Origin of the sequence: Methanocaldococcus lauensis (assembly GCF_902827225.1) — an archaeon.
In the GTDB taxonomy this organism is placed as follows: Archaea; AGJL01; Methanococci; order Methanococcales; family Methanocaldococcaceae; genus Methanocaldococcus; species Methanocaldococcus lauensis.
The window spans coordinates 1,478,960-1,504,564 of sequence record NZ_LR792632.1; the positions used below are offsets into that span (position 1 = coordinate 1,478,960).

Below are 25,605 nucleotides of genomic sequence, written 5' to 3' on the forward strand. Positions count from 1 at the left end.
GGTGAAAGTATGAATTATAAAATATGTGTTGTTGGCTTAGGTTATGTTGGCTTACCATTAGCCATGAATTTTGCTAAGCACTTTAAAGTAGTTGGTTTTGATATTAATGAAGAAAGAATTAAAGAACTAAATAATGGTTTTGATAGAAATTATGAATTTACAAAAGATGACTTTGAAAAAATAAAAAACAATATTGAATTCACTACTGATGAGAAAAAAATTAAAGAATGTGATATAGTAATAGTTACAGTGCCAACACCAATAACAAAGGATAAAAAACCTGACCTAAGATTTTTGGAAAGTGCATCAAAAATTGTTGGGAGAAATTTAAAAAAAGGTGCTATTGTAGTGTATGAATCTACAACCTATCCAGGATGCACTGAAGAGTTCTGCTTACCAATCTTAGAAAAAGAAAGTGGGATGAAATTAGGGGATTTTTATATTGGATATAGCCCAGAAAGAATAAATCCTGGAGATAAAAATCACACTATTAACCAAATAACAAAAATTGTTGCTGGATGTAATGAAAAAGTAACTAAAATTTTATGTAAAATCTATGGAAAAATTACTAAAGTATATCCTGTCTCTTCAATAAAAGTAGCTGAAAGTGCTAAAGTTATTGAAAATATTCAGAGGGATATAAATATCGCCCTATTCAATGAATTAGCAATGTTATTTGATAAATTAGGTATTGATAGTAAAGAAGTATTTGACGCTGCCGCAACAAAGTGGAATTTTATTAGATTCTACCCGGGATTTGTTGGAGGACATTGTATTCCTGTAGATCCCTATTACTTAGTGGCAAAGGCATTAGAGGTTGATTATATTCCAGAACTTATAACTGCTGGAAGGAGAGTGAATGAAACAATCCCTAAGTATGTGGCAAGTAAGATAGTTAAATTATTAATAAAATATGATAAATCAATAAAAAATGCAAATATATGCATATTAGGAGCCACATATAAAGAAAATGTTCCAGATTTAAGAAGTAGTAAAGTGAAGGACTTAATTGAAGAATTGAAAGATTATGGGATTAAAAATATTGTAGTAGTTGAGCCGTTAATTAATCAAGAGAGAATATTTGGTGTAAATAATATAAAAGAACTTAAAGGAAAATACGATGTAATTATCTATGCAGTAAATCATAAAGATTTTGAAAACTTAGATATTTTAAGTCATCTAAACAATGATGGAATACTCATAGATATAAAAAGAAAATTCCATAAAGAAGAGATTGAAAACAAAGGTTTTATTTATTGGGGATTGTAATGTGTGGAATTAATGGCATAGTAAGATTTTCAGAAAATGTTTTAGAAGAAGAAATTAAAAAGATGAATGATACAATTAGGCATAGGGGACCTGATGATGAAGGAGTTTGCATATTTAATACAGAAAATTATTCTATTGGTTTAGGTCATGTTAGATTGGCAATATTGGATTTAAGTGAAAAAGGACATCAACCAATGGGTTATAATATTGAAAATGATAAAATAATTTATAGAGATGATGAACTATATAAAGCGGATATTATTATTGTCTATAATGGAGAGGTTTATAACTACTTAGAATTAAAGGAAAGATACAATTTAGAGACAGAGACTGGAACAGATACTGAGATTATTTTAAAACTTTACAATAAATTGGGCTATGACTGTGTAAAAGAATTTAATGGGATGTGGGCATTTTGTATTTATGATAAAAGAAAGAATATACTATTCTGTTCAAGAGATAGATTAGGAGTTAAGCCATTCTATTATTATTGGGATGAAAATGAATTTGTTTTTTCTTCTGAATTAAAGGGAATCTTATCTGTAAAAAAAATAAATAAAAAAGAAAATATAAATAAAGAGGCTGTTGAGTTGTACTTTGCTTTAGGTTTTATTCCATCACCATACTGTATCTACAAAAACACCTTTAAATTAGAGGCTAGGCAAAATTTAATCTTTGATTTAAATAAAAAAGAAATTAAAAAGTATTATTATTGGGAACTACCAAAATATAATCCAATTTATGATAAAGAGAAATTGATTGAAGAAGGTAAAAAGCTGTTATATGATGCAGTTAAGATAAGAATGCGTTCTGATGTGCCTGTTGGGGCATTTTTAAGTGGTGGCTTAGATAGTTCCACAGTTGTTGGAGTTATGAGAGAATTTACCGATTTGAAAAAATTACATACTTTTTCTATAGGTTTTGAGGGAAAATATGATGAAACACCCTATATAAAGATAGTTGTCGATTATTTTAAGACGAATCATCACCATTACTATTTTAAAGAAGAAGATTTTGAAAAACTAATTGATAAATACAGCTGGATTTATGATGAGCCGTTTGGGGATTATTCTGGTTTTCCAACGTATAAAGTCTCTGAAATGGCAAAACAATTTGTTACGGTTGTTTTAAGTGGTGATGGAGGAGATGAAATTTTTGGTGGATATTTAAATCATGTAAATGGCTATCGTATGGATTTTATTAGAAAATTACCAAAAATTTTGAGAATTTTAGGTTCTAAGTTACCAGTAAAGAAAAATTTAAATGGTATTGTTAATTTGTATCTATTAAAAGAAGCATTTAGATTATCCCTAATAAATCCAGAAAAGTTCTATGCCGAATCAATAAAAGAAGAAGCTATAAGGCCAGAAATTTATAAAAAATGGACTACGGAAAAAATGAAATATTGCTTAATAAAAGGAGATAATAAGTTAGGGGAATCTATGAGAATCTTTGATTTGTTATATAATACACTTCCAGATAATTTTTTAGTTAAAGTAGATAGATCATCTATGGCTAATGCCTTAGAAGTTAGAAGCCCATTCTTAGATTATAGGTTTGCAGAGTTTAGCCAAAAAATCCCTACTGAATGGAAAATAGATTTATTTAAAACTAAAAAATTAATGAGAGAAATTATTAAAGATATTTTACCAGAAGAAATAGTTAATAGAGGAAAGCAGGGATTTACTCCACCATTAGCCGATTGGATTTTAAAGGAAAAATATTTAAATGAGATTTTTGAAAAAGTTGAAATACTAAAAGAGATTGACTATGAGTTATATAGATTCTTTAAAGAAAAAGTTTTTAAAAATAAAGAGCAAAGTTTGTATAGGAATTATTTAATAAGATTGTTTTTATTTATTAAATGGTGGGAAAGATGGATAGATATGGTAAAATTAAGTAAATGATAGTAACATAGGTGATTATATGAAATTTGAACTTTTGAACTATATTGTTTGCCCAAATTGTAAATCAAAATTGAGAGTAAAAAAAGAATTAATTGAAAATGATGAAATAAAAGAAGGGTTACTTGAATGCCCAAAATGTAGTAATTTATATCCTATAAAAAATTATATTCCTATTTTTATAAATGAGGATAAATATGCTAAGTCATTTTCTTTTGAATGGAAGGTCCATAAAACTACACAAATGATATATACTGATGAAAATGAAATAAAATTTTTTAAAACTACTGGTCTAAAAAAAGATGAACTGAAGGATAAATTTATTTTAGATGTTGGTTGTGGGGTAGGTAGATTCATGGAAATTGCCAATAAGTATGGTGGAATTGTATTTGGTATTGATGTATCGGATTCAGTATATAGTGCCTATGAAAACATTGGGTATAGAGAAAATATTCATATTATTAAAGCAGATTTATTCAACCTTCCGTTTAATAAAGAATTTTTTGATATAATTTATAGTGTAGGGGTATTACATCATACTCCTAACCCAAAAAGCGCATTTCTTTCATTAATTCCATATTTGAAAAAAAATGGATATATTTGTATTGGAGTATATTCTAATGAAGGTATAAAGGCAAAGGTTGGTAACACTATAAGTGAGTGTGTTAGATTCTTTACAAAGAGACTGCCTGAACCTAAACTATGGAGACTAATTAATTATTCTATGCCATATTTAATTAAAATTAGGAAAATTCCATTTATTGGTATAATAACACTTGGATTTTTACCAATAGACCCCAATAAACCTGTAGAATATAACACATTGGAAGTTTTTGACTGGCTTTCACCTACATATCAACACTATTACACTTATAATGAAATTATAGAGTGGTTTAAAGAAGGTGAGTTAGGTAATATAGTTAAAAATGAGGTGCCTGTTTCTGTAAAAGGTCAAAAATTATAATAATGTAAACTTATGCGTATAATATATTAGTAACACTATATGAAAGGAAAAACTTGTAATTTTTAGAGTATACTAATACCTATCCGTTATGGGGATAATAATGTATCCAGAAATATCTATTATAATGTCAGCTTATAATGAGCCAGAAAAATATTTAAGAGAATCCATAGAATCTATTCTAAATCAAACTTTTAAAGATTTTGAGTTTATTATTATTTTAGATAATCCAAACAATGTTAAAGCAGAGAGAATTATTAAAGAATATCAAAAAAAAGATAAAAGAATAGTTTTCATAAAAAATGAAAAAAATTTAGGTTTAGCAGGTTCATTAAATAATGGTTTGGATATTGCCAAAGGTAAGTATATCGCAAGAATGGATGCTGATGATATTGCATTACCAGAAAGATTGGAAAAACAATATAAATATATGGAAAATAATAAGAATATTGATTTGTTATTTAGTTGGGTTTATTTTATCGATGAAAATGGAAATATTTTAAAAGAATTTAAACCATCAAAAGAAAAAATTAAAAATTTAAGTAAATATTTTTTTAAAGAACATTTGTTGGTTCATCCAACATTAATGGCAAAAAGTGAAATTTTAAAGAAAAATAAATATGATGAAAATCAAAAAAGGTCTCAGGACTTTGAGCTTTGGATGAGATTAATAACAAAAGGTTATAAGTTTGATATTATTGAGGAATTTTTATTAAAATATAGAGTTCTAAAAGAAAACTACAGAAGTAGAATAAAAAAACAAATAGAGTATTCAAAATATTCTTTAAAAGCTTTATGGAAACATAAAAAATATTATTGGAAAAATATTTATTATTGGAATAATTTTTTATGGCATTTTTCTATATTTTTGTCTATAAAAATTGTGCCAAAAAAGATATTAACTATACTAATAAAATTAAAAGGTAGGTGATTAATTTGAAAATACCTAATCTTTTTATAATCGGGGAGCCAAAATGTGGTACTACTACGATACATTATACTTTAAATACTCATCCAGATATTTTCATGTGTCCTGTAAAAGAGCCTGCATATTTTTGTAAAGATTTCCATGAAGAATCTGACAGATATCATGGAAAAAAATTATATTATCCGATTAGAGAAGAAGATCAATATTTGGAGCTATTTAGAGATGCTAAAAATGAAAAAATCATAGGAGAATCTTCAACGCTATATGCATATTCAAAAGTAGCTGCAAAAGAAATATATAAATTTAATCCAGAAGCAAAAATTATATATATAATTAGAGAGCCTGTTGATTTTTTATACTCCTTACACTCACATTATTATAGAAATTTAGAAGAAACTATTGATGACTTAAAAAAAGCTATTGAAATAGAACCATTACGAAAAAAATGGAAATTTCTACCAAAATATGTCCCAAATCCTTCAATATTGTACTACACAGAAAGAGTAAAATATTATAACCATATTTCAAAATATTTGGATATGTTTGGCAATGATCAAATACTTATATTAACTTATGATGAATTAAAAAATGACCCTAAAAAATTATTTAAAAGAATATTTGATTTTTTAGGCGTTGATAGTTCATATAAACCTAACATAAGAATAGAAAATGTAGGTAAAGATATAAAATCTAAATTATTTCATAAATTATTAATAAAAGGCTATCATTCCAATCTCAAATATGTATTGCCTTTAAAATTTAGGAGGAAATTAGGTAATTTCTTAAAGGAAATTAATTTAACACATAAAAAACAGAAACAATTTGACAACAATTTGGTTAATTATATAAAAGAAATAACTTATAATGAAATATTTGAATTAAATAAAATTATTGATATGGATTTAATTAAATTGTGGAAATATGATAGGTGATATTATGCTAATTAATTCCCTAAAAAATAATATATTTGTTTTACTTAAATGCCCCAATCTATTTTTTTATAAATTTGTTTATTATTTAATTCTGAGAAAACTATTAGGAAAAAGAATAGATTGTAATTTAACTATAAAAAATTATAAATTAGTTATTCCGAACGATATAATACCTTTTATTGTTTTGGAAGAGATCTTCATATATGAAGTATATAAATACTTGAAGAATTTAAAATGTATATTGGAGTTAGGAGGTTTTTTAGGTGAATCAGCAGTATATTTAGCTATGAATGGTAATAAAAGAGTTGTTACTTTTGAACCAGATCCTAAGAATTTTAAATATTTGATTAAAAATGTTTCTCAATTTGATAATATAGAATATTATAATTTTGCTGTTGTAAATAGAAAAAAACATGGTTCTAGTGAGCTACTTTATTATAAATCTGATGAATTTGATTATGGAGGGAATCTATACGGTATGTATGATAAAAAGCATAAAATAAAAATAAGAAGTGTTGGGATTGACGAAATTATTGATAAATATAATTTTGATGGAATTAAAATGGACATTGAAGGATGTGAATTTGAAATTATTGAATATTTCATGGAAAATAAAAATAAATTCAATTTTTGTAAGGGATATATTGAAATTCATTTTGAAGGGAAAAATGAGGATAACATGAAGATATTTAGAAAATTTATCAATTTTTTAGAAAATAATGGATATAAATATAAAATATATAAAGATAACAAAGAGATGAGTTTATCAAATATACTACATCTTTACAATAATTTAAGTGATAAAAAGTGGTTAATATTTGTACTATATTTTGAAAAACTTTAAGGTGAGATAATAAACTCTCCAAAAAATAAAACTAAATATCTCATTTTACTATCTATTAAAGTTAGCTATTATGTACTTTAAAATATTCTTAAGAAGATTAATAAGAAGATTAATAATAATATAATCTCTTCGATTCGATTTTGACGATGATATTTTTTAGGGAATATAAAAAAGCATACGATACCTTCATTTCTGATGGATCTTTCTTACGGATTATTTACATAAACTCCTAGTTAATCGGCACGATTTAAACATTTTAAAAGAAAACTGTCCCAATATTTATTCGAGAATTTAGAAATTGTAAAATTATAGAAGACAATAGATACATTGACAATGACTTTCAGAACATACATCATTTTGGTAAGGTTTATTTTAAAAGTATTAAGAGTTAACATGCTTAAATTATTCTTATAAAAACTTAGAGAATACTTAATGATGGAAAATCTTGGAGAGGGATTATTTATATCGGGCAAAATCTGAAATACAGGAACTTTACATTATAAGTAAAATAAATATAGGTGAGGGTATGGTATCTAAACCACACGGAGGAAAACTAGTGAAAAGATTAATGTCAGAAAAAGCGAAAGAAAGAACCTTAGAAGAAAAAAATTCATATATAAGAATAAGTATATCTGAAAGAGCTGCATTAGATTTAGAGAATATTGCTTATGGTATATATTCCCCTCTTGATGGATTTTTGAGGGAAGATGATTTAATTTCAGTTTTAAATGATATGCATTTATCTGACGGATTAGCATGGACTATTCCCATAGTTCTTGATGTTAACGAAGGAAATATTAATTTTACTGAAGGTGATGAAATATTATTATGCTATAATGAGTTACCTATAGCAAAAATGGATGTAGATAATATTTATAAATATAATAAAAAAGAATATGCTCAAAAGGTCTTTAAAACAACAGATATAAATCACCCAGGAGTTGCTAACACATACAAAATGGGAGATTATTTAATTGGTGGAGATATAAAACTAATTAATGAGATACCTAATAAATTTAGTAAGTATACTTTAAGACCTGAAGATACAAGAAAATTATTTAAAAAAAATACTTGGAAAACTATAGTTGCATTCCAAACAAGAAATGTTCCACATTTAGGACATGAATATTTACAAAAATCCGCATTAACTTTTGTTGATGGATTATTTATAAATCCAGTTTTAGGAAAGAAAAAGAAAGGCGATTATAAAGATGAGGTTATTTTGAAAGCATATGAAACTTTATTTAAGCATTATTATCCAAAGGATTCTGCAGTTTTGGCAACTGTTAGATATGAGATGAGATATGCTGGGCCAAGAGAAGCTATCCATCACGCAATAATGAGAAAGAATTTTGGATGTACGCACTTTATTGTTGGAAGAGACCATGCAGGGGTTGGAAACTATTACGGCCCTTACGAAGCACAAGAAATATTTAAAAACTTCCCTGATTTAGGAATAACACCAATGTTCTTTAAGGAATTCTTCTATTGCAAAAAATGTAAAGGTATAGTAAATGAAAAAATATGTCCTCACCCAATGGAAGATAGGGAATACTTCAGTGGAACAAAAATCAGAAATATGATTGTTGAAGGAAAAGAACCACCAGAATACTTCATGAGAAAAGAAGTTTATGAGACAATAATGAGTTTTGAAAACCCATTTGTAGGTGATGAATAAATGCTAATTATTCACCATTGGGACACTGATGGAATAACTTCAGCAGCTCTGACTATTAAAGCATTAAACTTAGAGAATTTTGTGAATGTCTCTCCTCCAATTGGTGAATTTAGATTCGATGATAGAATTAAAGAGCATATTGAAAAAACTGAAAAAATTTATGTTTTAGATTTAAATCTACCACAAGAAGTAGAAGATATAGAAAAAGAGACAATATTCATCGATCACCATATACAAAAAAAGATTAAAAATCCAAATGTTAAACAGATAAATCCAGTTTTAGATGGAAAGAATTATCCCTCAGCATCTTTTGTAGTTTCTGACCATTTTTCCTTCTGGAACTATTTATCTGCACTTGGAGCTATAGGGGATATTGGAGAAAAGGCATTTAGTATTTCAAAAGTTAAAAAACTTCTTGATATTGCAAATATAAATAAAAAAGAAGCATTGAAGTTGGTAAATTTAATTGATTCAAATTATATTACAATGAACAGAAACGCCGTTGAAAAAGCTGTAAATATTGTTATTGAAATGGAACCAAAAGAATTATTGGAATATGAAGAGTGGAATAAGAATTTAGAATTAATAAACGAAGAAATACAAAAAGCAATTGACAATATTAAAGTAATGAATACCAAAAATGCTAAAATCGCATATATTGAATTTAAAAGTCCATTTAACATTATATCAAAAGTTGCCAGAAAAACTGTCTGGGATTTGGAGTATGATGGAGTAATAGTAGTTAATAAAGATTTCCACGGAAATGCTCAGGTATATTTTAGAATCTCTTCAAAAATGACCGATAAGATAAGAGTAATAGACATTATTGAAAATTTAAGAAACAAAAAATTCAATATCGGTGGAAAAAAAGAAGTTCTCGGATGCATTTGTGAAAAGGATAATATTGATACAGTTATTAGAACAATAATGAATCATCTCTAAATTGAAAGTGATATTATGGATGGGTTTACAATTTGGCTTACTGGACCTAGTGGATCTGGAAAAACAACCCTTGCAAGGGCTTTAAAAGAAAAACTTAAAAATAAAGGATATAAGGTAGAAATTCTAGATGGGGATGAGATAAGAAATACATTATATCCAAATTTAGGTTTTAGTAAAGAAGCAAGAGAAATGCACAATAGAATAGTTATTCATCTAGCCAAATTACTTTCAAGAAATGGAATAATTGCAATAGTATCTCTTATTTCTCCATATAAATCCATTAGAGAGTTTGCAAGAAAAGAAATAAATAACTTTATGGAAGTTTATGTTTACGCTCCGCTTGATGTTCGAATAAAACGGGACCCAAAGGGATTATATGCAAAGGCACTAAAAGGAGAAATTAGTGGCTTGACTGGTTATGATGGAGTTTATGAGGAACCAGATAATGCTGATGTTATCATTGACACATCCAAAATGAGTATAGATGAAGAAGTTGAACTAATAATAAAAAAAGCCGAAGAACTTGGATATTTAGGGTGATTCATTGGGTCCCTTAATTTTTGTTATTTTAGGTTTTATTGTTGGCGCCATTGTTGGGCTAACAGGCATTGGTGGAGGCGTATTAATGGCTCCATCTTTAATATTTCTCGGAGTTGAACCTCTTGTAGCTATCGGGACGGACTTAATCTATGCCTCAATAACAAAAAGTTTAGGTTCTTATTTTCATAATAAAAAGGGGAATGTTAATAGTAAAATTGCATTAATGCTATTTTTTGGGAGCATCCCTTCGATGATATTGGGATATTTTATCTTAAAATTTTTTAATAGGGACATTATAAACCAATATTTAACATTGTTCCTTGGTGTTGTGCTTGTATTTACCTCACTTATGAATTTAAAAAAAGATATTCTCAAAGATGTGAAATGCAGGTCAACATATATACTAATATTATTTGGATTTTTAACTGGACTTGTTGTTCAATTTACGTCAGTAGGTAGTGGAGTACTGGCAACCTTTGCGTTAATGCATTTTACATCTTTATCTCCAAGAGAAGTTATTGGCACAAGCTTGGTTTATGGATTATTGATTTGCCTACTTGGTGCTTTAATGCATGCAGAACTAGGTAGTGTAAATTATAATTTAGCACTATATTTAACCATAGGAACGATTCCGGGAGTTTATGTTGGGGTGTCTTTAAACTCAAAAATAAAACAAAAAAATTTAAGAAAAATGATGACAATAGTAATTTTGTTTATGGGAATGATATTATTAATAAGATGTTTGTTAGCACTATTTTGTATTAGTTTAGGTTATCAATGAAAAATATACATATATTGTCTTTCATAATTATTTTAAAAATATATGCATGAAAAGAGTATTAGAATAGTTAATTACATAAAAATTAAATAATAATGTGAAACTATGAAAATTCAATTCTTAATAAACTCTCTAACATCTGGTGGTGCAGAAAGAGTGGCGGTTAATTTATTTAACAATTTATCAAAAGAACATTCTATATATTTCTATACTATCCTTAAAGATAAATATTATAAATTAAATAAAAACATAAAATATGAAAGTTTAACCATAATATCTGAAAATAATGGTAATATATTATTTTTTATAGCTATAACTATATCATTTTTTATATACTTATTTAAAACTTTAAAAAATAAACCTGATTTGTTAATATCTTTTTTAGAAATATCTAATTTCTTAAATATAATGGCTGGAAAATTGGTAAAAACAAAAACAATAATATCAGTGCGTACCAATCCACTTTTAATGTATCCAAATAATACATTATATGGAAAATATCATAACCTTTTAATTAAACTTCTCTATCCAAGAGCGGATAAGGTTATAGTAGTATCAAAAGAGATAGAAAATATTTTAATAAAATGTTATAAAATACCAAAAGGAAACATAAAAACAATATATAATCCTCACGATATTAATTTATATTTAAAACTATCAAAAGAGCCATTTGAAGATGTATATAAAGAATTATTTGAAGATTCATTTGTATTTATAAACATTGGAAGATTAACTGAGGCAAAAGGGCAGTGGTTTTTGATAAGGGCATTTAAAAAAGTCGTTGATAACTATCCAAATACTAAACTAATTATCTTAGGAGAAGGAGAATTAAGGGGCAAATTAGAAGAGTTGATAAATAAACTCAATTTACAAAATAATGTTTATCTCTTAGGATTACAAAGTAATCCTTTTAAATTCTTAAAACATTCTCATTGCTTTGTTTTTCCTTCTTTGTGGGAAGGTTTTCCTAATGTATTAGTGGAATCTCTATCTCTAAATATTCCAGTAATCTCTACTGACTGTAAAACCGGTCCGAGAGAAATCCTATGTCCAGAAATAGATATAGATGAGGATATTAACTACCCTTATTATGGTAAGTATGGAATATTAACTAAACCATTTCCAAGAGAAATGATTTTTAAATCTTTAAATGAAAAACCTTTAATCGATGAAGAAAATATGTTGGCTGATTTGATGATTAATATAATTGAAAATGAAGAGTTAAGAAAAAGATATTCTAACGGCTTAGAAAGAGCTTTGGATTTTAATGTTGATAATATTATTAATGAGTGGGAAAAATTATTTAAGGAGATATTATGATCGTAGAAATAGATAATCTTAATTTTATAAAAATTGATAAAAAAGAAATTATAAAATTATTTTATAATATATACCAACCATTAAAAAAATTGGAGTATTATCTCGATTATATAAAGGATTTGGTATCCAAATCATACAAAGATAATAAATTCATTAAGAAGGATGAATTTGAACATTTGCTATATAATATCTTTTTATACTATCTAATTAATTGGGATAACCTGTATCATACAAACCAAATTCCATTTTGTAATTGGTATAATTTTAAAGAGATAATTGATAGTATATTAAATTCAGAAAATGATGTATCTTTCATTATAAATCAAAAATATATAAATACGGATTATTTTAAAAGATATTTAGAGAATTTTACTAATAACATAAAAATAAAAAATAAAAATATAATTGCAGACTATATTATGGAAAACTTTCAAGGGAATTTAATTATGTTATATTTTTTAATTAGGAAAATGATAATGAATAGAAAAAGCTATTACAAATCTAATATATTATTTATAACTGATTATGATAGATACTATGGAAATAATAGATTTTTTGGAGACCATTTATTTGAAAGTGAAGATTTTAAGAAATTATTAGAAGAATTAAACATTAATATGAATCTCACAAATTATTCAATTTTATTTACCAAGTATAACTACACAAATTTACTGAAATATATTAAGGACTACCATAAAAAACCTTCAAATTATCTATTTATTGAAGATATTTTAAATTTAGAATTAGGTTTTAAAATATTATTAAATTCATCTAAAATTTACAAAAAAGTAAAATTAAATGATGACAATAATGATGAACATAAGAAGTTTATCCATGAAATGTTTAATATCTTCTTAAAACATAAACTTCCTTTTATTTTATGGTTCTACTTATCTATAAAAGATTATATTTTAAAAAATAATATCAAATACATTTTCGGAGATTCTGAAAAAAACTTTATTTTTTATCTATATAATATCTATGCGTTATGGGCAAAGAATATAAAAACTATAGCTTTTAGTCATGAGATAATCAATCATAACTATATTTTCATACCAGTTTCTAAAAAATTTAATTGTATTCCTAATTATAAATTAGTTTGGAATGATAATGTAAAAAAACTTTTAATTAACAAATATAACTTTCCAAACAATAGAGTATTGGTTTTTCCAGATCCAAGATTTTTATACTGGAAAGAATTTCCTAAAAAGGAAAAAACAATATTATTTGTGTCCCAAGGATATCCCAAGTTTTATGAAGATATCATTAGTACATTTATGGACAAAAAGTTAATAAACACACTAATTAAAAATGGTTATTCTTTTTATTTTAAGCCACATCCAGGAGAATATAACTCCAAGAGGTCGATAAAAAATATAAATAAACTAAAAAATATTAAAGAGATTAAAATAATTGATAATTTAGATTTTATACCAGAATATACAATAGGCATGAGTTCTACCATGATATACGAACTTTTAAATGCAGGTAGCAATGCCTATTTTTTAGATGAATGTGCAAAAGATATGTTTATGATAGATAATGACGTATTTAAAAAATACTTCAGGAAAAACATCAAAGAAATATTAAATGAAATTTTAATGAATTATAAATAATTAATTTCTTTCAATATCTTTTTAATCTCTTCTTTGTCTAAAAATTTACCCTCTTTTGATGTATAAGAACTTTTTTTATTATAAACATTATTGACAATATATGGATAAACTACAAACATATCCTCTAATTCTATTAATTTATCACCCTCTTCATCCACAATTAGCTCTTCATGTAGTTTCTCTCCAGGTCTTCTACCAATAATCTTTATCTTAATATCTTCCGCTTTATAACCATATTTTGGAGATAACTCTTCGATAACGACCTCAATTAAATCCTTAATCCTTACTGAAGGCATTTTTAAAATGAATATTTCTCCACCTTTTGCTAAATAACATGCCTTTAAAACTAATTTAACAGCATCATTTATAGACATTATAAATCGTGTCATTTCTGGGTGTGTTAAAGTGACTGGACCTCCCTTTTTTATCTGTTCCTTTAACAATGGTAAAATAGAACCTCGTGAATTTAAAACATTTCCAAACCTTACAACTGAAAAAGCTGTTCTTTTATTCCCTTTATATAAATTTGCTGAAATTGTTAGTCGTTCTGCCAATAACTTAGTTGCCCCCATTACATTTACAGGATTTACTGCTTTATCTGTACTTATTGTTATAAATTTTTCAACTTCTTCATCCATCGCTACATCAATTAAATTTTGAGTACCTATTACATTAGTTTTAACAGCCTCAAAAGGATTATACTCACATAAAGGGACATGTTTTAACGCTGCGGCATGGAAAACGATATCAACACCATCAATGGCTCTTTTTAATCTATCTTTATCTCTAACATCCCCAATAAAACATCTAATTTTATCTGAATTTAATTCATTTTCTAACTCAAATAATGCAGTTTCATTTATATCTAAAACTCGAATTGCTTTTGGGTTAAAATTTAATAGGGTTTTTACTATTTCTTTACCAATCGAGCCAGTTCCACCGGTAACGAGAATTGTTTTATTTTTATAAAATTTTATGATTTCATTTTTAATTTCCAAATTTCTCACCTATTTGGGATTATTTTTATCTTAATTTCTTTGATATATAATTTTTAGAATTTTTATGTTATACTCTCTCATCTTTTTTAATTGCATTTTTTTGACCTTCTTTAATATATTTAACGGCTTCAACTTCTCCAACATTAAATAACAAATCAATAACAGACAAATACGGAACGAAATCCCCATGAATCTGTGGATATTTAGGATGATTAAATTCAAACCAATATAAACCTATATTCTCTCTTTTAAATTTTTCTGGTTCAATGTATGCCTTTGCAGAAGGTCCTGATATATATTCAGTTGCATTTATTTTTTTAAGTATTCTAATTAATCTATCTGTTTTTTTACCTTCAACATTAAGTTCAGAAGACAAAATAAACTTGGTTTTTAGTCCTAAAATTTCTGTAATTGTTTTTATAATATAAATATTTAATTCATATAAATAGTTCCATTCTCTGGCATATATTTCTTCAAAAATATCTTTATAATCCTTAAAATATGGTGCTTTACTATATGAATATTTTATTGTTTTCCAATGCTTTTTTCTCCAATTTGTAGAGTTGTTTATTCTAACTTCATTTATTCTCTGTCCAAATTTTTTAATTACAGGAACAGTTAGCCATACAATCCCATTAGCTGTTTTGACTCTATTTCTTTGTTGCCATGATTGATTTGAAAACTGCACATCATCATAAAATACAAAAACATCTGCAACATCAATCATTCCAAAATACCCCATCCAAGGTAAATACATGGGCTGTAATATTACTACCTTCATAATCTCACTTTTGGTGCTTTGTAAATATACATAGTAAATTCGTAAAGTTGATAATCATGCCTTACTACAAACCACCTACTTAACTTAGATACACAAAAATCTATGATCTCTGGGATCTTGCAATAATATAAATCTTCTTCTTCCCAATCAACATATTGGGTTAAAAAATTAACAGCAATACCTTTTTTACACAATTTCCACAATTTTATTAATATACTACAAATCCATTTTTTGTGAATGTCATATTTATCATATTCACCATTGCCCTTATAGAATATTCCATTAAAAACGCCTGATATTAATATATAATCAAAGTAGTTATAGTATTTTTTTAAATCTTCCTCTAAAACATCTACCACCATAAAATTGCCATCTGGATGTCTCTTTTTTGCAACTTTTATCATTTTTTCAGAAATATCCCACCCATAATACTCACATTTAATACCTTTTTCTTTTAAATAATCAAAAAGTAAAGCGTTTCCACAGCCAAAATCTAAAATTTTTTTTCCATTTAGGTTGTCAATCTCAGTTAGAATATCGAATCTTAACCAAACCTTTTCTTTACCTATCCAATGAACAGCCTCTGGTGAATTTGGGTCATGTTTTTCAAAATGAATTTCATATTCTTTTTTAATTTTATCAGTATGTATTTTTAGCAATTTATTTTCCATCTAATCATCACCTACAATTTCTGATATAATTTCATACATACCATTTCCAATTTCTAAATCTGTAGAATCCACATAAAACTCTTCAACATTACTAATATGCAAAAATTTATTTTTATACTTATTTAAAAACTCATAATAGTATTCTATTTGTAGTTCATTCTGATACAACACTACCACTGGAACTTCTAAAAATAATGCTTCAAACATTGTCATTCCTGGTGATGTTATAATCAAATCCATATCTTTCATAAGATTAGCCATATTGTTTATGTTTTTATAAATTTTTATCTTATTTTTATTATGTTTTTTTACCAACTCATTTAATTTATTTTCATATTGAAATTTTGGTCCAAGAACTATGTTGATATTGTAATTTTTATCTTTAGATAAAAGTTCTTCTAATACTCTACAAGTTAAATTTGATGGATCACTACCTCCAAAAGCTATTAATATATTTTTTATAGGTTTGTTTTCTTTATCTTTTTTTAGCATCTCTTTTTTAACTTTGTAAAACTCATCCCTTAAAATTAAGTATTTTGGTCCATAAAAATATAATGTTTTACTTTCCTCATCAAAATATTTTCTATTTTTTAATCCACTTCCTACTATTGCATTAACAACAACATCTGCATATTTATTTGATAAATGATTTAAATTATCAAAAAAGACCAATTTTTTACATGAATTTTTTAGATTTTTTGCAAAGTCCTCATCAATACCTAAATCATCAACAATAATAACCTCTGGTTTTATGTTTTTAATGTTATCTAAAATATTACTATCATCATTACATTTTATAACTTTAAAATTATTCTCTTTTATTTTTTTAACAATATCTATATCGCTTTTGGTAAGAAATACAATATCTTTAACATTAAATTTTTTCAATTCATTTGCTAATGCAATACTCCTATAAACATGACCCATACCCCTTTCAACTCCTCCATTTGTAATAATAACAATTTTCATTCCTCCACCTCTTTATAGGATTTTTGTTTTACATTTAAATTTATACTTTTTATTTTTGGATTTTTATCTAAAAAATCAATAATTTCATTAATATCTACATTAATTAAATCTGGAAAATGTTTTTGTAATTCTAAGTAAAGTTTAAAATCTTCCATTGTATCAATTGTTAATCTTATATCATTCCTTTTAAGAAACTCTGGTGGGTCTAAATAAAAAATCTTAAACAAATTTGGATTTTCATAAATATATGGCGTTACATGTTCCCTTTGATATTTTTTCTCTGCGTTTTTCCAGGCAGTTTCTAATGCTTCAAAAGTGAAAACCTCACAACCCAATCCTAAAATAATATTTTTTGTAGATACATAATCGCATTTATTTTTTAATAAATAGTCTACTTGCTTATCAAGTAATTCAATAGATGTTAGTGGATTATCTCCAGTTATTCTAACAATAACCTCTCCATTATGGAGTTTTGATGCTTTATAAAACCTATCTAACACATCCTTTTCAGAACCTCTAAATACTTTAATCCTTAATTTATTACAAAGTTCTTCAATTGCATTATCTTCTTTTTTAATTGTTGTTGCAACAATAATATCATCCAATTTTTTGGATTTTTTTAACCTTTCTAAAAGAATCTCTAAAATGCATTTATCTCCAAGTTTCATCAATACTTTATTTTTTAATCGTTTTGAACCAGTTCTGGCTTGAATTATCCCAAGTACTTTCATAATTATTCCCTCTCTTTTATAACTCTCGCAGGAACTCCTACGGCAATAGAGTATGGAGGAATATCCTTTGTAACAATACTTCCCGCTCCAATAACTGCACCTTCCCCAATATTTACACCCTTTAGTATCTTAACCCCAGTTCCGATCCAAACATCATCTCCAATTTTAATAGGTTTAGAAACCATTTTCTGGTTTCTTATTAATTCCCCTCTTTTAATTCCATGGTCTCCATCAATAATATGAACATGACTTGAAATTAATACATTATCTCCGATTGTTATTTTTTTAGTAGCATTTATTATTGAAAATGAACCGATTCCACAGTTATTTCCAATCTTTAAAACACCTTCTTCAAATACATTTAACCTAACATACGGCTCACAGTGAAAATTTTCTCCAATAATTATTTTACCATTACCTCTTGATGCAATCTCTACATCTCTTAGGAGAATTCCACTTTTAATTATTATTGTTGAATTATCATATTTTCTAATATGTATCCTACCAAAATTATGAACTTTCAAAGGATTTATTCCAAAAATAGATAAATATATTTTACCAAAAATAAAAGAAGGAGCAAATTCTAAAACTCTCAAAAGTTTTTTTGGATCTTTTAATGTAGATTTTACTAACCTCATCATATTTTAATCCCCTAATAAATCATCCCAATAAATTATTTCATCTTCCCTCTTATCATTTTTAATTTTTCTGTTCAATATTAATTTCCAATATTTCGTTTCTATACCTCTTGCAGGTCTTTTAAATGATATATTATCAATAGTTAAAGTACATCCTTTTTTAATGTCTCTTTTTGCTACAATACTTCTCCTCGCTTCAACAATAACCTCTTTCTCAGAAGGCATTGGTATCTTATCTCCTGTTCCCAACATTTTCTCAATTAATCTTATTTTCTCAACCATTTCCTTAAATTCTTCAGGGTCTGCAGACAATGCATGGTCAGGACCTTCCATACTTTTATCTAAGGTAAAGTGTTTCTCAACAACACCTGCTCCTAATGCAACAGAAACTATAGGAGTGAGTATCCCCAAAGTGTGGTCAGAATATCCTACAGGGATATTAAATATCTTTTTTAATGTTTTGATTGCATGTAAATTAACTTCTTCATAAGGGGTTGGATAGGAAGAAATACAATGCAATAAAATTATTTCTTTGCATCCATTATTTTTTAAAACATCAACTGCTTCCCAAATTTCTCCAATATTTGCCATCCCTGTTGATAAGATAACCGGCTTTCCTGTTTTTGCTACTTTTTCTAATAATGGATGAAATGTTAAATCTCCAGAGGCAATTTTAAATGCAGGAACATTCATATTATTTAATATATCAACATATTTTAAGTCCAATGGAGTTGATATGAACATGATTCCAATTTTTTCTGCATATTTTTTTAATTCGTAAAACTCTTCTTCTGATAATTCTAAATCTTTAAATAATTTATAATACTCCGATTTTTTGCTTATAAAATCTTCTGTATGGTATGATTGAAATTTTATTGCATCAGCACCACATTTTTTCGCTTCTTTTATTAATTCTTTTGCTATATCTATGTCTCCATTATGATTTAAACCCCCCTCAGCAATGATAAATGTTGGCTCACCATCTCCAACATACATATTCCCAATTTTCACCTTTATCATGATTTCAACCTCATTTATATTCAGAAATTATCTTTTTAACAGCATTAACTACATCAATAGCATCATCATCAGTCATTTTTGGATATATTGGTAAAGAAATCTCTCGTTCATAAACCCATTCTGCATTAGGGAAATCTCCTTTTTTATAACCAAAAGTTCTCTTATAAAATGGATGTAAATGTAATGGAATAAAATGAACACTTGTTCCAATATTTTGTTTTTTTAATTCTTCAATAAATTTGTTTCTATTAATTCGTATTTTGTCAGTATCTAATAATAATGGATATAAATGCCATGCATGTTTTACATGTTTTTTTGTTATTGGTATTATTAATTCACTAATATTCTCAAATTCATCATTATAGATTTTGGCGATTTCTTCTCTTCTTTTTCTCATGATTTCTACTTTTTTTAATTGATGTATCCCTATAGCTGCCTGAATATCGGTCATGTTATACTTATAACCACATTCAATAATTTCATAGTACCACGAACCTTCAGAAGAATATCGTTTCCAGGCATCTCTACTGATTCCATGCAATCTCAGTATTTTTATTTTTTCAGCGATTTCTTCTCTATCAGTAGTAACCATCCCCCCTTCCCCAGTAGTTATATTTTTTGTCGCATAAAAACTGAAAGATGTTGTATCCCCTAATGTTCCAATTTTTTTTCCTTTGTATTCAGCCCCTAATGCATGTGCGGCATCTTCAATAACATATAAGTCATAATCTTTTGCTATTTTTAATATCTCATCCATCTCACATGGATGTCCTGCATAATGAACTGGAATTATCGCCTTTGTTTTATCAGTAATTGATTTTTCTATTTCTTCAACATTAATATTATATGTTTCTTTGTCAATATCAACAAAAACAGGCTTTGCTCTTTGATGAACTATAACATTTCCCGTTGCTGCGAATGTGTATGGGGTTGTTATAACCTCATCTCCATCTTTTATATTTAATGCTACCAATGACAAATGCAAACCAGCAGTACATGAACTTACAGAGATTGCAAACTTACTACCAATATATTCTCTAAATAATTCTTCAAATTTTAAGGTTTTTGGACCCATAGCTATCCAATCAGATTTAAGTGTATCAATAACCTCTTTTATTTCTTCTTCTCCAATATATGGACTAAATGGAGGTAGAAAATTTTTTCTTATCATATACTCACCTTCTTATTATCTTATCAATAATATCTTTAATCTCATTTATCTGTATTATATTTAGCCTAAATATACCTAAAATATATATTCCAAAATAAACAATTCCGCAAACAATTAGTTGCAATATGGTGTTATGTATTAAATCTTTAATAAATACTATAGGAATCAAACTAATCATTCCTACTAAAATGACTATAATCCATTTTTTATTCAAAAACTGATACTTTAAAAGTTTATTTAAACACCAGATTTGAAAAATCCACATTATAAAGTATCCTAAGGCTGTAGTTATGGAAGCTCCAATAATCCCAAGTTTTGGTATCAATAATACATTAAAGATTAAATTAAATGTCGCACCTATATACAAAATTTTTGTTGATAAGTTTGGTTTTCCAATGCCATTTAAAATAGAAAAGCCAATACTGTTAAATGTTGAGAATATTGCACCAAAACTTAAAATTTGTATAGCAGGGGATGCAGATAAATATTGTTGATTAAACAAAATGTTAATAATAACTGTTGGAAAATAAGCCATCAATATTGATAAGGGTGTTACTATAACTAAGGAATATAGATAAACTTTTTCAATTCCATAACATAACACTTTCTTATAACCCTTTTCCCAAAGTTCAGAACTCATTGGAAATAAAACAGCTCCAATAGAGAAAGCAAAATAACTTAATATACTAACAGTTGGCATAGCAACATTTCTATAATCGGCAACTGCAGTTAGTCCTGTAAAATATGTTAAGCACATTCCATCCAAATAACCTAATATTAACCCTCCTGCAGAGCTCATCATTACATACATTCCATAGGAAAACATATCTTTAATCAATTTCATTGAGAATATTATTTTTTCTTTTAAAAATTTTGGAAATATCTTTTTATACACAATAAATCCATAAATTAAAATCATAACAATTGGTGTTAAAGCGTAAGATAATGAAGGCACATATGCGTTGTGTATATTAAATAAATATATGAAAATTAATGAGAATATAAATACAACCAATATTTTAACAACTCTTGTAGAACTTGCATAGTTTTGATATTGAAAACCAGAAAATAGATATGAGAAAAAATCCGCAATACTCTGTAAAAAATAATAACCAATTGCCATAATAACTAAAACATTAATGACCAATTCTAAATTTCCCGTAAATTGTCCCTTATTATTAATATAATATGTAGCAATGTATGGAGCAAGAGTTATAACTAAAAATGCTACAATAAATGCCAAAATCGTCTGCAAAATTCCAACAAAAACAACTGATGATTTCAACATATCTAATCTATTTTCTGTTAAATATTTTGGAATGTATCTAACAAGAGCCTGATCTAAGCCGAATGCTCTAAACACCACCAACATGTTAAAAAAATCCCAAACTGCATAAAACAATCCTACATCTAATTTTGGAAGTTCATTTGCATACAACACTCTAACAAGATAAGCTAAAGGAGTGGCTATAAGGTAGGATAAAAGATGCCAACTTACTCCTTTAATTACCTTCTCTTTATATTCCAAAAGCCCCACCTTAACTTATAAATTTCTCAAAAATCTTTTTATACTCTTCAACTGATTTTTCCCAGTTAAAATTATCTTTTATAAATTTTTTTGCATTTTTTCCGTAAATTTCTATTAATTCTTTATTTTTAATTAATTTAATAATTCCATCTTTAATTTGCTCTGAACTATTATCTTTTAAGAGAATACCATTATATCCATCTATAATTACCTCACTTCCGCCCTCATAAGGACTTGCGACAACTGCCTTTCCACAACACATTGCCTCTAACAAAGCGCTTGACAACCCCCCACCTTTATAAGAAGAGTGTATATAAATATCACATGCCTTTATTATGGATATTGCCTTTTCAAAATCTACCTTTCCAGTAAAGTAAATTCCATTATTTAAATAATTTCCTGCTAATTTTTTTAATCTTTTTAAATCTTCTCCATAGCCAACAATTATTAAAACAACACTATTTTTTATATCTTCTGGTAGCATTTTGTATGCTTTTATAATATTTTCTACTCCTTTCCACTTATATAATCTTCCAACAAAACATAATTTTATTTTATTTTTAAATTTTTCTTTAATTTCTTTATCTTTCTCAATGCTCTCAATTTTTTCAATCTCTAAACCTCTATAAATTATTGGAACCTCCTTATCCTTAATAAAATTTTTTAATATAAAATCTTTAACTGCCTTAGATATTGCAATTATATAATCTGATTTTTTAAATATAATTTTTCCAATAGTTTTATCATAAGTATAAGCTAATTTATTTGTAAATTCATTTTCTACTTTAACAAAAGCACTTCCATGTTCAACATGTATTAAAATCTTTTTATTAAAACGTAATTTTGCAAATATAAAACCTAAAAGAGTATTAGAAAAAAATCTTGTCCTTGTCATCACAATATCAAAATCTATCTTATACAAGTTCAGAAACATTTTCCAAAATTTAATATTAAATAAATTAGGAACTGGATAATTTGGGATAATCTCAAACGCAGGGTATCTATAAACCTTAACATTATTATGTTTTATCTCAAACTCTTTATATGTTGGAATATTTGGTGCAAATATATAAATATCATAATTGTTATCTTTAGATAAGTATTTTACAAATTCATCAACATGTGTCTCTAGTCCTCCAATATGTGGTACATAATAACCCGGGAATATAATTAGCTTTATTTTTTTCATAATATACGCCATATATTGTGACATTTTTAGTATTTAATAAACATTTAATATAGACATTTATAACTCACTGTTCTTTTTTCTGTAATAAAAGATAATAACACCTATCAAAATTAACGTTAAAACTATGCTTCCAAAACTTATAGGACTTTTTGTTGGTTCATTAATTTCAACATTATCTAAAACATAATAAGGATGATAAGTTTCATTTCCTTTTAAATTTATACCTTCAACCTTTAAAACATTTTCTCCATCTTTTAAATAATTAGTTAAGTCAATAGAAGCATTTTTCTTATAACTTCCTGAGCCATCAATAGAGTCATCAATAGAATAAACTAACTTTCCATTTAAATAAATATTTATTTGCATATTCTCTTTTATATTTCCATAATGAATAAAATGAAGTTTGTAAGTATAATTTTCAACCTTATTTATATAAAATCCTTTTTTATAGGTAGGAGACTCTTCATTTACTTTTATATATCCAAAGTAATAACCAAAAATACAATTTAATAATAATAAAGACAATAAAATCAATAATAAAGTTCTCATAATTTTCCCTTTTCTATAAAGTGATAAAACTTATCATTATCCCAATTTCCAAAATATACATATTTTCCTTTTAAATTTAAATAATTTAATGTTAAGTTATCTTTTAAATAAATTAGCTTTGGAACTTTTGCATAAACTGAAATATCTCCCCTATTAACAAATATAAAAAATGGTTTTAGAAAATCTATCTTTTTATTATTATAGGCAATATTAACCAAAGTTGGATAATATTTTAGTTCAATTCCTTCCCCAAACAAACCAAGGATTTTATCCCATATTGACTGTTTAATATAAATATACTGACATTTAAAGTTTTTGTTATTAAATTTTAAGTTAAAGTAATTTATTTCATAACTATCTAATTTTTTCTTAAATAAGATAATTTTCTTTGCCAATTTCTTCTTATACTTTTTAATGTCTCTCTCATCAGGTAATTCTTCATTAATTATCAATTTTTTTACTTTCTTTTTCTTACCAATTTTGTACATTCCATTTAAAGCAGAAACATATTCTTTTAAATTCATTTCTTTAAAATAATACTCTTTTCCAAAAATCAAATGAGGTATATAACTAACATATTCTTTTGGAACCATACATATACATTTTTTTATGAATTCATTTCCTAATTTTATCTTCTCTTTGTAGTTTAAAGAGTTTAATGTATCTCTTGGAGATCGCCCAATACTCTTTAAAAATAAAATGCTTTCTTTCTCTTCCCTAAATACAGGAATTTCATTAAAAAATAGCAAAGTTTTAAATAATGGATAATTTTTTCCATAGAATAACAAATCATCCTTCTCAATAATATTAAATTTTTTAAGATTAATATTTTTAAATTTGTCAAATTCATTTAGATAAGTTAATTTTAATATATAAGTAAAATCCTTTGCATCTTCATGTTTTTGCATAATTTCCTCACAAAGTTTATCAAAACTCATGGATTTCACTTTAATTATTCCTATAAATACTAAGCGAGTTAGTAGGAAGTTTCAGTTTTTGGTTATATCTTCATTAATATTATTTACCTAACTCTTCTAATATATTTAAAACTTCTTCCTTTAATTTAGGAATATCTTTTTTAACAACCTCCCAAGTTAAACCTAAGTCAACTCCAAAATATTTATGAATTAAAATATCTCTCATCCCAGCAATTTCTTTCCATGGAATATGACTATATTTCTCTTTAAATTCCGCAGGTAAATTTTTAACAGCCTCTCCAATGATCTCAATTCTTCTAATAACAGCATCCTGTAAAAATTTTGATGTAAAAAACTCTTCCTCAGATTTATCTTTTGTATATTCTTCAATAAGTTCAATACTTTCTAAGATATGGTTAAGATAAACTTTTACATCCTTATTCATAATATATCCACCGCTTCCTTTAAAATTCTATCTTTTAAGAGTGGATGAATTGAATTGTAAGTTAATAAATCAACTTTTTTTCCTAAAACCTCTTCAAGTTCATATTTTAATCTAACCAAATCTAATAAACTTTTTCCTTTTCCAAATTCTACTAAAATATCCACATCTGATGTGTCCTTTTGCTCCCCCCTTGCATAACTACCGAATATTGATGCCCTTTTAACTCCATGCTTTAATAAAATTGGAATAATTTTTGCCTTAATTTCATTAACATTCATAGAAATCA

At 26.3% G+C, this 25,605-nt stretch carries 26 protein-coding genes; 12 read left to right on the forward strand and 14 right to left on the reverse strand.

Translation table 11 applies throughout. The features are described 5' to 3' along the window. Nucleotides 1-9: 9 nt before the first annotated feature. The 12 genes from KMP69_RS07745 to KMP69_RS07800 all read left to right on the forward strand — a co-directional run bounded on the left by KMP69_RS07745 (nt 10) and on the right by KMP69_RS07800 (nt 13,712). Nucleotides 10-1,269 (forward strand): nucleotide sugar dehydrogenase, encoded by a 1,260-nt coding sequence (locus KMP69_RS07745; RefSeq protein ID WP_214399887.1) that lies wholly within the window; start codon nt 10-12, stop codon nt 1,267-1,269. After that, entirely contained in the window at nt 1,269-3,176 is a 1,908-nt protein-coding gene (asnB, locus tag KMP69_RS07750) for an asparagine synthase (glutamine-hydrolyzing) (RefSeq protein WP_214399888.1), read from the forward strand. The genes KMP69_RS07745 and asnB overlap by 1 nt, the downstream gene beginning before the upstream one ends. Nucleotides 3,177-3,195: 19 nt before the next feature. Further along, on the forward strand, nt 3,196-4,137 hold the full coding sequence (locus KMP69_RS07755; RefSeq protein WP_214399889.1) for a methyltransferase domain-containing protein: 942 nt from the start codon (nt 3,196-3,198) through the stop codon (nt 4,135-4,137). 100 nt (nt 4,138-4,237) lie between these two features. Next, nucleotides 4,238-5,065 (forward strand): glycosyltransferase, encoded by an 828-nt coding sequence (locus KMP69_RS07760; RefSeq protein ID WP_214399890.1) that lies wholly within the window; start codon nt 4,238-4,240, stop codon nt 5,063-5,065. Nucleotides 5,066-5,070: 5 nt separating this feature from the next. Beyond that, nucleotides 5,071-5,994 carry a sulfotransferase family protein gene (locus KMP69_RS07765; protein ID WP_214399891.1) on the forward strand — a complete coding sequence of 308 codons (924 nt, stop codon included), beginning with the start codon at nt 5,071-5,073 and terminating at the stop codon, nt 5,992-5,994. Between the two features lie 184 nt (nt 5,995-6,178). Beyond that, nucleotides 6,179-6,838, forward strand: coding sequence for an FkbM family methyltransferase (locus KMP69_RS07770; protein ID WP_214399892.1), 660 nt, complete (start codon nt 6,179-6,181; stop codon nt 6,836-6,838). A 526-nt stretch (nt 6,839-7,364) separates the two neighbouring features. Beyond that, a complete protein-coding gene (gene sat, locus KMP69_RS07775) occupies nt 7,365-8,516 on the forward strand; it encodes a sulfate adenylyltransferase (protein ID WP_214399893.1) in 1,152 nt (383 codons plus the stop codon). Continuing rightward, nucleotides 8,517-9,458, forward strand: coding sequence for a DHH family phosphoesterase (locus KMP69_RS07780; protein ID WP_214399894.1), 942 nt, complete (start codon nt 8,517-8,519; stop codon nt 9,456-9,458). Between the two features lie 15 nt (nt 9,459-9,473). After that, nucleotides 9,474-9,998 (forward strand): adenylyl-sulfate kinase, encoded by a 525-nt coding sequence (gene cysC, locus KMP69_RS07785; protein ID WP_214399895.1) that lies wholly within the window; start codon nt 9,474-9,476, stop codon nt 9,996-9,998. 4 nt (nt 9,999-10,002) lie between these two features. Then, nucleotides 10,003-10,779 carry a sulfite exporter TauE/SafE family protein gene (locus tag KMP69_RS07790; RefSeq protein WP_214399896.1) on the forward strand — a complete coding sequence of 259 codons (777 nt, stop codon included), beginning with the start codon at nt 10,003-10,005 and terminating at the stop codon, nt 10,777-10,779. A gap of 102 nt (nt 10,780-10,881) precedes the next feature. Next, the gene (locus KMP69_RS07795) at nt 10,882-12,096 is read left to right on the forward strand and encodes a glycosyltransferase (protein WP_214399897.1); all 1,215 of its coding nucleotides are present in this window, start codon (nt 10,882-10,884) and stop codon (nt 12,094-12,096) included. Further along, a complete protein-coding gene (locus KMP69_RS07800; RefSeq protein WP_214399898.1) occupies nt 12,093-13,712 on the forward strand; it encodes a hypothetical protein in 1,620 nt (539 codons plus the stop codon). The genes KMP69_RS07795 and KMP69_RS07800 overlap by 4 nt, the downstream gene beginning before the upstream one ends. On the opposite strand, the gene KMP69_RS07805 is transcribed toward KMP69_RS07800, so the two are convergent. From KMP69_RS07805 to KMP69_RS07870, 14 genes are all read right to left on the reverse strand, one after another. Next, a complete protein-coding gene (locus KMP69_RS07805; RefSeq protein ID WP_394357597.1) occupies nt 13,703-14,710 on the reverse strand; it encodes a UDP-N-acetylglucosamine 4,6-dehydratase family protein in 1,008 nt (335 codons plus the stop codon). The genes KMP69_RS07800 and KMP69_RS07805 overlap by 10 nt on opposite strands. A gap of 67 nt (nt 14,711-14,777) precedes the next feature. Further along, on the reverse strand, nt 14,778-15,491 hold the full coding sequence (locus KMP69_RS07810; RefSeq protein ID WP_214399900.1) for a WbqC family protein: 714 nt from the start codon (nt 15,489-15,491) through the stop codon (nt 14,778-14,780). Beyond that, nucleotides 15,488-16,162: a class I SAM-dependent methyltransferase gene (locus tag KMP69_RS07815; protein WP_214399901.1), complete on the reverse strand. Its 675-nt coding sequence runs from the start codon at nt 16,160-16,162 to the stop codon at nt 15,488-15,490. The genes KMP69_RS07810 and KMP69_RS07815 overlap by 4 nt, the downstream gene beginning before the upstream one ends. Then, nucleotides 16,163-17,131 carry a UDP-2,4-diacetamido-2,4,6-trideoxy-beta-L-altropyranose hydrolase gene (gene pseG / locus KMP69_RS07820; protein WP_214399902.1) on the reverse strand — a complete coding sequence of 323 codons (969 nt, stop codon included), beginning with the start codon at nt 17,129-17,131 and terminating at the stop codon, nt 16,163-16,165. Continuing rightward, entirely contained in the window at nt 17,128-17,862 is a 735-nt protein-coding gene (locus KMP69_RS07825; protein WP_214399903.1) for a cytidylyltransferase domain-containing protein, read from the reverse strand. Before KMP69_RS07825 ends, pseG begins: the two co-directional genes overlap by 4 nt. 2 nt (nt 17,863-17,864) lie before the next feature. Beyond that, a complete protein-coding gene (locus KMP69_RS07830; protein WP_214399904.1) occupies nt 17,865-18,503 on the reverse strand; it encodes an acyltransferase in 639 nt (212 codons plus the stop codon). A 3-nt stretch (nt 18,504-18,506) separates the two neighbouring features. After that, nucleotides 18,507-19,520, reverse strand: coding sequence for an N-acetylneuraminate synthase family protein (locus KMP69_RS07835; RefSeq protein ID WP_214399905.1), 1,014 nt, complete (start codon nt 19,518-19,520; stop codon nt 18,507-18,509). A 10-nt stretch (nt 19,521-19,530) separates the two neighbouring features. Beyond that, a complete protein-coding gene (gene pseC, locus KMP69_RS07840; RefSeq protein WP_214399906.1) occupies nt 19,531-20,691 on the reverse strand; it encodes a UDP-4-amino-4,6-dideoxy-N-acetyl-beta-L-altrosamine transaminase in 1,161 nt (386 codons plus the stop codon). Between the two features lie 4 nt (nt 20,692-20,695). After that, the gene (locus tag KMP69_RS07845) at nt 20,696-22,219 is read right to left on the reverse strand and encodes a flippase (RefSeq protein WP_214399907.1); all 1,524 of its coding nucleotides are present in this window, start codon (nt 22,217-22,219) and stop codon (nt 20,696-20,698) included. A gap of 10 nt (nt 22,220-22,229) precedes the next feature. Further along, complete coding sequence (locus tag KMP69_RS07850) at nt 22,230-23,408, reverse strand: glycosyltransferase family 4 protein (RefSeq protein WP_214399908.1); 1,179 nt, start codon at nt 23,406-23,408, stop codon at nt 22,230-22,232. Nucleotides 23,409-23,465: 57 nt separating this feature from the next. Further along, nucleotides 23,466-23,957 (reverse strand): hypothetical protein, encoded by a 492-nt coding sequence (locus KMP69_RS07855; protein ID WP_214399909.1) that lies wholly within the window; start codon nt 23,955-23,957, stop codon nt 23,466-23,468. Then, entirely contained in the window at nt 23,954-24,895 is a 942-nt protein-coding gene (locus KMP69_RS07860) for a hypothetical protein (protein ID WP_214399910.1), read from the reverse strand. The genes KMP69_RS07855 and KMP69_RS07860 overlap by 4 nt, the downstream gene beginning before the upstream one ends. A 79-nt stretch (nt 24,896-24,974) precedes the next feature. Then, nucleotides 24,975-25,319: a HepT-like ribonuclease domain-containing protein gene (locus KMP69_RS07865; RefSeq protein WP_250543599.1), complete on the reverse strand. Its 345-nt coding sequence runs from the start codon at nt 25,317-25,319 to the stop codon at nt 24,975-24,977. Beyond that, a complete protein-coding gene (locus KMP69_RS07870; protein ID WP_214399911.1) occupies nt 25,316-25,597 on the reverse strand; it encodes a nucleotidyltransferase family protein in 282 nt (93 codons plus the stop codon). Before KMP69_RS07870 ends, KMP69_RS07865 begins: the two co-directional genes overlap by 4 nt. Between the last annotated feature and the right edge of the window lie 8 nt (nt 25,598-25,605).